The organism is Coralloluteibacterium thermophilum (assembly GCF_042654365.1).
Classification (GTDB): Bacteria; Pseudomonadota; Gammaproteobacteria; order Xanthomonadales; family Xanthomonadaceae; genus Coralloluteibacterium; species Coralloluteibacterium thermophilum.
In genome coordinates this window covers 93,003-100,094 of sequence record NZ_JBHSGG010000043.1, presented here as the reverse complement: position 1 = coordinate 100,094, position 7,092 = coordinate 93,003, and the positions used below count along the sequence as shown (strand labels likewise).

Here is a 7,092-nt window from a genome sequence, read left to right as displayed (position 1 = left end):
CACTCCTCATGGCCTTGATCGGCCTTCTCGTAAGTGTCCGTGAAAACGGGGGTGAACCCCTCATCACTCATCCTTCCCAGGAGAATCATCATGCAAGACGACAAGCTGTTTCGTACAGAAGTGTCCTCCAGCGACGAGTTTGCTGATTTGCCGGCCGTCGTCGAGTTCTCGATCGACCTCTCCACCGCGCGCAAGATTCTTCGCCTCGCGGCGGTGGTGAAGGAGCATGGCCTCTACAAGGTCGAGAAGTTCGACTACCGCGCGCAGTACCTGTCGCATGACGACGAGGAAGGCTCGGACCAGACGGATTCGAGCAGCGACGACCGTTTCGTTAGCACGGAGGCCGACACGCTCAACGTCTCCGACAGCCATTTCTGGTTCGCGGCATTCCTCAAGCACACCGACGTCGAGATCACCAGCGAGCAGTTGCCGATAGGCGAACTTGTCTCGCACTTCAACCTTGCGCCAGGTGAAGAGAGTCCAGCTCCCACCAATGCCGACGACTGACGCAGGCACTTCCTCCACTACGACGGCCCTTCGGGGCCGTTCTTCTTGGTATCCGGATCTAGCTGTGGACGATCACATCAGCCGGATGACCAGCCCATCGCTCGCGATCGTGTTCACGCCAAAGCGGGTCGAGCCTTGCCGTCTCATCATCCACGACCCTCGATATGGGATCAGCGGCGCGCGGATCGTCGAACGCCGTTGCAATGGCGTCGACCACGCCGCGCCCGTATTTCTGCACCAGCAGGGCCGCAAGCCGTGGAGTCTCTGCGCCTCGCGCTACGTCCTTTGCCCGCCCATTGGCGTAGTCCTTCACCTGTTGAATCAGCCGTTCGACTGCGATTTTCCTGTCCATTCCGATGCTCCTGTCCTGTTGCCCGAGAGCCGGATCCGGTCGTGGACAAACACTAGCACCCAGGCGGCTTTCTTTGCGCATCCCCCGCGCCAGTTAATCCGGCGCGGAAGGATTCGCTTTGTTTGCTGCCCGAAGGGATCGCCGCGGCGATGGTGATGGCTCGTCGCTTCAGGACGCCACGCTATGTGCCCCTCCGATCCTTGGTTTCGTGATCCCGGACGCCACCTGCTGTCCGGCCTGCTCGGCTTGTTCTGGGCCGCGTTGCTCGGCGGCTGCGCGACGGCGCCCACGCCGACGCCGACGCCCGAGGCACCGGCCGCCGTCGCACCCGACCTGTCGCCAGAGTCCGTCCCGGTGGTCCGGTACGGCCGCTACACCTTGATCGAATTGGCGCCCAGCGCCGCGCAGCGGGACCTGCTGCTGCAGGTCGTGGAGGTGTCCACGCCGGACACGCTGCATGCCACCGTCGCCGACGCCTTGCGCCATGTCCTGCGGCGTTCGGGCTACCAGCTCTGCGGCGGCCAGGACACCGAGGCCCTGGGCAGGCTGCCGCTGCCGGCGGCCCATTACCAGCTGGGGCCGCTGGTCCTGCGCGACGCCTTGCTGACCCTGACCGGCCCCGCCTGGGATCTCCACGTGGACGACGGCACGCGCTTGGTGTGCTTCAGCCACGTCGCCTCAGCGCCGACCGAGACCGAACCCCGGCCGACCACCGCTCCGGATGCCGACGTCCAGGTGCAGACCTTCCCGCTTGCGGTGGAGGACCGGCCATGACCCCGACGATGCCGGGCACCGCGTACCCGCGGCGGGCGACCTTGCTGCGCGTCGCCGCCGTCACCTGGGTGCTGCTGATCAGCACGGGCGTGGTGGTCAACCACGTCACCCTGACCAAGCTCGCCGACACGGCTGAGGCCAGCACGGTGGATACGCAGATCGCCGCGCTGGAGCAGCGCCTGGCCGAGCTATCCCAGGACTCCGAACAGTCGCGCACGCGGCCGCCTGCCGTGCCGCAGGCTCGCTACGATGCCGACCGCCAGGCGCTCGACCGCCGGCTCTCGGCGCTCGAACAATCCCTGGGCGACCGGTCCGCGGATGCCGCGCTTCAGGCCATGCAGGCGCGCATCGAACGGTTGGAGGCGCGACCGACCGCCCGGCCGGCGCCGCGGCCTGCCACCGCGCCTGGTACGGCTCCCGCGACCCCGCCGAAGCCGGTCGAGCCGCCGTTTCGCGTCATGGGCGCTGAGCTTCGTGCCGGCGAACGGTTCCTGTCGATTCTTCCGGCCGAGAGCAGCGCCCTGAACCAGGCCCGGCTGCTGCGGCCGGACGAGGAGGAGGCCGGCTGGCGCCTGACCGCCATCGAGGGCGACATCGCGGTGTTCCAGCACGGCACCGAGACCCGTCGCCTGACGGTGCCGGCTCGGTAGGTGTCGCCGATGAAGCACGCCACCGTCGCCCTTAGCCTGCTTGCCGCGCTCGCACTTAGCGCGCCGCAGTCCCTATTGGCCCAGCAGTCGCAGGCTGCTGCAACGAACGTGGCCCCCAGCCGTGAGCGGCCTGCTCCTATCGCACGCAGCGACGAGGACCAGGCGCGCGACTGGGGGCTACGACCGGAAGAGTGGGTTCGCTACCGCGAACTGATGCAGGGACCGCTGGGCCTGTCGTCGCCGAACCTGGACCCGCTGACCGCCTTGGGCATCGAGGCCCGCTCGGACGAGGAGCGGCGCAGGTTCGCGGACCTGCAGGTCCAGATCGAAGCGCGACGCGTCGAGAAGCTGCTGGCATACCAGCGCGCCTACGACGCCGCCTGGCAGCGGCTCGCGCCGGGTATGCAGCGCGTCAACCTGCCCGGCGCGGGTGCGGCGCCCCCCGGCATGACGCAAGCGGACGAACGGATCGCGGTCTTCATCAAGGATGCCTGTTCCGGCTGCGACGAGACCGTCCAGCGCCTGCAGGCCGAAGGAGCGTCCTTCGACATCTACGTCGTCGGCAGTCGTGGCGACGACGCGCGCATCCGCGAATGGGCTCGCCGCACCCGCATCGACCCGGCCAAGGTGCGCAGCGGCCACATCACCCTCAACCACGACGGCGGCCGATGGCTTTCCCTCGGCGTGCAGGGCGACCTGCCCGCCGTCGTGGGGCAGGTCGGCGGCCAATGGCAGCGGCAGCAGTAGCGCGCATCGCGCTGGGCCTGGTGTTTGGTCTGGCCGCGATCACCGCCGCGGCGCAGGAGGTTCCGCCACCGGCCTACCAGCTGGCCGCGCAGCGCGCCGGTGTTCCGTCCACCGTGTTGTACGCCGTGGCCCTTCAAGAGAGCGGAACCCGGCTCAACGGCCGCCTGATCCCTTGGCCGTGGACGCTGAACGTCGCGGGCGCCTCGAAACGCTACGGCACCCGTGCCGAAGCCTGCGCCGGCTTGCAGCACGCGCTGCGCCGGGTGCCCCCGACCCGCATCGACGCAGGACTCGGGCAGATCAACGTCGGCTACCAGCGGCATCGCTACGCGCACCCCTGCGATCTGCTCGATCCCTACCGCAACCTCGCCATCGCGGCCGAAATCCTGCGCGAGCAGCACACCCCCGGCGAGGACTGGCTCGTCGCCATCGGCCGTTATCACCGTCCCGCCGGCGGCGCACCCGCCGCGCGCTATCGCCGCAGCGTCGACAAGCACCTCGCGCGCGTGCTCGGCGAACTCCGGCTGGATGCCACCACCAGGAGAAACCTGCCATGAAGTCCTTTCGTGCCGCTGCCGCGCTGGCGGTGTTGTCGTGCCTGTCGTTCGCGACGCTGGCGCAGTCTCCGCCGCTGGTCGTCGTCGAAGACCGGGGCGGTGCGTCCGCGCTGCCGTACTACGAGTCGCTGAATCTCCAGCCCCGCGCGGACCGGCCGCTGCCGCGCATCGAACTGCCCCGCGTGCCCAACCATGCCTTCGACGAGGCGGACATGCTGCCCGTGCGCTCGGTCCGTCTGTCGCCCGGCGACGTCGCGCGCCGGGTGATCCAGGCGCCGGGACTCCGGCCGCTATTCCTGATCGGCGACGACGACCGCTCGCGCGCCTGGCTGCGCCAGCGGGGACCGGCCTTGCGCGAACTGGGCGCCGTAGGGCTGGTGGTCCAGGTCGAATCGCCGCAAGCTCTGGCCTCGCTGCGCGCACTGATCCCCGAGCTGCCGCTGGCGCCGGCCTCCGGCGACGAACTGGCCCAGCGCCTGGGGCTGCGCCACTACCCGGTGTTGGTGACGGCCACGGGCATCGAACAGTGAAGCCCCCGCGATGGCCCAGCGCTACGCGATCGAGGTATTGCTGCGGCCAGCGGTGGAGCTTTATACCGTCGCGGTGTGTGCGGGCGCCGCGCTGGTGTGCGTGGCGGCACCGTGGTCGCTCGCGCTAAGCCCGCTGCTGGGCCTGGGCAGCGCCTTGGCCTTCCTCACCTACGGCGCGATCCGGCTGCGCGATGCGCTCGTGATCCTGCGCTACCGGCGCAACATCCGCCGGCTACCGCGCTACGTGATGACCAGCCGCGACGTGCCGGTGAGCCAGCAACGGCTCTTCATCGGCAGGGGCTTCCGGTGGGAACAGAAGCACACGCACCGGCTGATGCAGACCTACCGGCCGGAGTTCCGGCGCTACGTCGAGCCGACGACCGCCTACCGGATCGCACGCCGGCTCGAAGAGCGGCTTGAGTTCGCGCCATTTCCCGTCTCCAAACTCGCCAAGGCGCTGACCTGGGACAGCCCGCTCAATCCCGCGCGGCCGCTGCCGCCGGTCGGCGGCATGCCGCGGCTGCACGGCATTGAGCCGCACGAAGTCGACGTTTCCCTGCCGCTGCCCGAGCGCGTGGGCCACACCCTGGTCCTGGGAACCACGCGCGTCGGCAAGACCCGGCTGGCGGAACTTTTCATCACGCAGGACATCCGCCGGCGCAACGCCGCGGGCGAGCACGAAGTGGTCATCGTATTCGATCCCAAGGGCGATGCCGATCTCCTGAAGCGGATGTACGTCGAGGCCAAACGCGCCGGCCGCGAGGGCGAGTTCTACATCTTCCATTTGGGCTGGCCCGAAATCAGCTCCCGCTACAACGCCGTGGGGCGCTTTGGCCGTATCTCGGAAGTCGCCACGCGCATTGCCGGACAGCTCTCCGGCGAGGGCAATTCAGCCGCCTTCAGGGAGTTCGCGTGGAGGTTCGTGAACATCATCGCACGTGCCCTCGTGGAGCTGGGACAGCGCCCGGATTACCAGTTGATCCAAAGGCATGTGATCAACATCGACGCGCTATTCATCGAGTACGCCGCCCACTTCTTCGCCCGGACCGAGCCGAAGGCGTGGGAAGTCATCGTCCAGCTGGAAGCGCGGCTCAACGAGAAGAACATCCCGCGCAACATGATCGGCCGCGAGAAGCGGGTGGTCGCGCTGGAACAGTACCTGTCGCAGGTGCGCGTATACGACCCGGTGCTCGACGGCCTGCGCAGCGCGGTGCGCTACGACCGGACCTACTTCGACAAGATCGTCGCGAGCCTGCTGCCGCTGCTGGAGAAGCTAACCACCGGCAAGATCGCGCAGTTGCTGGCGCCGGACTATACCGATCTCGCCGATCCGCGCCCGATCTTCGATTGGATGCAGATCATCCGCAAGCGCGCGATCGTCTACGTCGGCCTGGATGCGCTGTCGGACGCCGAGGTCGCCGCCGCAGTCGGCAACAGCATGTTCAGCGATCTCGTGTCGGTGGCTGGGCACATCTACAAGTTCGGCATTGATGATGGCCTGCCAGGTGCCACGACAGATGCGAATGTGCCGATCAACGTCCACGCGGACGAGTTCAATGAACTCATGGGCGACGAGTTCATTCCCTTGGTGAACAAGGGCGGTGGCGCCGGCCTGCAAGTGACCGCTTATACGCAGACGCTAAGCGACATCGAAGCGCGCATCGGCAATCGTGCCAAGGCCGGCCAGGTCGTCGGCAACTTCAACAACCTGATCATGCTGCGCGTGCGCGAGACGGCGACGGCGGAACTGCTGACCCGGCAGTTGCCGAAGGTCGAGGTCTACGCCACGACCCTGATGAGCGGCGCCACCGACAGCTCGGACATCCACGGCCCGACCGACTTCACCTCGAACACGCAGGATCGCATCTCCAGCACGAGCGTCCCGATGATCGAATCGGCCCACGTGGTCGGGCTGCCCAAGGGCCAAGCCTTCGCGCTGATGCAGGGCGGCAACCTGTGGAAGATCCGCATGCCGCTGCCGGCCCCCGATCCCGACGAGGTGATGCCGCACGACCTGCAGCAGCTCGCCGGCTACATGCGCCAGCACTACGCGGAAGCAGGCGACTGGTGGGAAGGCAACGCCGCAGCCGGATTGCAGGACACGCCGCTGCCGGACGATCTGATTGAAGGCTTCCGGCACATCGCCGGCACCGAAGCCGCGCCGGAGGAAGCGCGGCCATGAAGGATCCGGCCACCACCGCCCAGCACCAGCAGGCCCGCCAACAGGGACTGCTGGCCAGCATCGTGACGATGCCGTTCCGGTTCCTCGGCGTGCTGATCGGAGCGCTGCTGCTGTCCATCGTGATCGAGTGCGTCGGCATGCACTTCTTCTGGCCCGAGCAAGGCTGGCACCACGCCCAGGGCATGCTCGACTACGAACTCGGGCAGCTGTCCGCGCACTTCACCCGCAGCGCCGTCGTCCAGGAGCCCGGCCGCACCGCGCACTGGCTGGTCGAGCGTTCCTACGAATGGATCTTCGTGAAGAGCGGCCTGCTCGAATGGATGAGCAACGTCTCGGCCCGTGCACGCGCGCCCAGCCAGGACAGCGCACGCGACTTCCGCTACTACGTGAGCCAGGTCTACGTGTGGAGCGAGAGCTACCTGATCGCCGCGGCCTACACCACGCTTACCTTCATCGTCAGGCTCCTGGTGCTGACCCTGACGCTGCCGCTGTTCCTGATGGCGGCGTTCGTCGGCTTCGTCGATGGACTGGCGCGGCGCGACGTGCGCAAGTTCGGCGCCGGCCGCGAATCCGGCTTCGTCTACCACCGCGCCAAGGCGGCGCTGATGCCGCTGATCGTGCTGCCCTGGATCGTCTACCTCGCGCTGCCGGTCAGCGTGCATCCGCTGCTGATCCTGCTGCCCAGCGCGATCCTGCTGGGCGTGGCGGTGTGCATCGCTGCCAGCACCTTCAAGAAGTACCTCTAGCGCCACCACGCCCGCCCATCAATCGGACCGGCGCCAGTCCGCATTGT

The 7,092-nt window shown here is 67.8% G+C and carries 9 protein-coding genes; 8 read left to right on the top strand and 1 reads right to left on the bottom strand.

Features of this window, described 5'->3' with window-relative positions:
- Positions 1-90 precede the first annotated feature (90 nt).
- Positions 91-507 (top strand): hypothetical protein, encoded by a 417-nt coding sequence (locus ACFO3Q_RS15045; protein WP_024889527.1) that lies wholly within the window; start codon positions 91-93, stop codon positions 505-507.
- 58 nt (positions 508-565) lie between these two features.
- On the opposite strand, the gene ACFO3Q_RS15040 is transcribed toward ACFO3Q_RS15045, so the two are convergent.
- Positions 566-859 (bottom strand): hypothetical protein, encoded by a 294-nt coding sequence (locus ACFO3Q_RS15040; RefSeq protein WP_081770064.1) that lies wholly within the window; start codon positions 857-859, stop codon positions 566-568.
- A 183-nt stretch (positions 860-1,042) separates the two neighbouring features.
- Between ACFO3Q_RS15040 and pilL2 the strand changes: the two genes are divergently transcribed.
- From pilL2 to ACFO3Q_RS15005, 7 genes are read left to right on the top strand one after another with little or no spacing between them, the layout of a single operon-like run.
- Positions 1,043-1,633: a PFGI-1 class ICE element type IV pilus protein PilL2 gene (pilL2, locus tag ACFO3Q_RS15035; RefSeq protein WP_024889526.1), complete on the top strand. Its 591-nt coding sequence runs from the start codon at positions 1,043-1,045 to the stop codon at positions 1,631-1,633.
- The gene (locus tag ACFO3Q_RS15030; RefSeq protein ID WP_024889525.1) at positions 1,630-2,283 is read left to right on the top strand and encodes a PspC-like choline-binding domain-containing protein; all 654 of its coding nucleotides are present in this window, start codon (positions 1,630-1,632) and stop codon (positions 2,281-2,283) included. The genes pilL2 and ACFO3Q_RS15030 overlap by 4 nt, the downstream gene beginning before the upstream one ends.
- Positions 2,284-2,292: 9 nt before the next feature.
- Entirely contained in the window at positions 2,293-3,030 is a 738-nt protein-coding gene (locus tag ACFO3Q_RS15025) for a TIGR03759 family integrating conjugative element protein (RefSeq protein WP_024889524.1), read from the top strand.
- Positions 3,012-3,587 (top strand): transglycosylase SLT domain-containing protein, encoded by a 576-nt coding sequence (locus ACFO3Q_RS15020; RefSeq protein ID WP_024889523.1) that lies wholly within the window; start codon positions 3,012-3,014, stop codon positions 3,585-3,587. Before ACFO3Q_RS15025 ends, ACFO3Q_RS15020 begins: the two co-directional genes overlap by 19 nt.
- Complete coding sequence (locus ACFO3Q_RS15015; protein WP_024889522.1) at positions 3,584-4,117, top strand: integrating conjugative element protein; 534 nt, start codon at positions 3,584-3,586, stop codon at positions 4,115-4,117. The genes ACFO3Q_RS15020 and ACFO3Q_RS15015 overlap by 4 nt, the downstream gene beginning before the upstream one ends.
- A gap of 10 nt (positions 4,118-4,127) precedes the next feature.
- Positions 4,128-6,299, top strand: a complete 2,172-nt coding sequence (gene traD, locus ACFO3Q_RS15010) for a type IV conjugative transfer system coupling protein TraD (protein ID WP_024889521.1) — start codon at positions 4,128-4,130, stop codon at positions 6,297-6,299.
- Positions 6,296-7,045 (top strand): TIGR03747 family integrating conjugative element membrane protein, encoded by a 750-nt coding sequence (locus ACFO3Q_RS15005; protein WP_024889520.1) that lies wholly within the window; start codon positions 6,296-6,298, stop codon positions 7,043-7,045. Before traD ends, ACFO3Q_RS15005 begins: the two co-directional genes overlap by 4 nt.
- Positions 7,046-7,092: the final 47 nt, after the last annotated feature.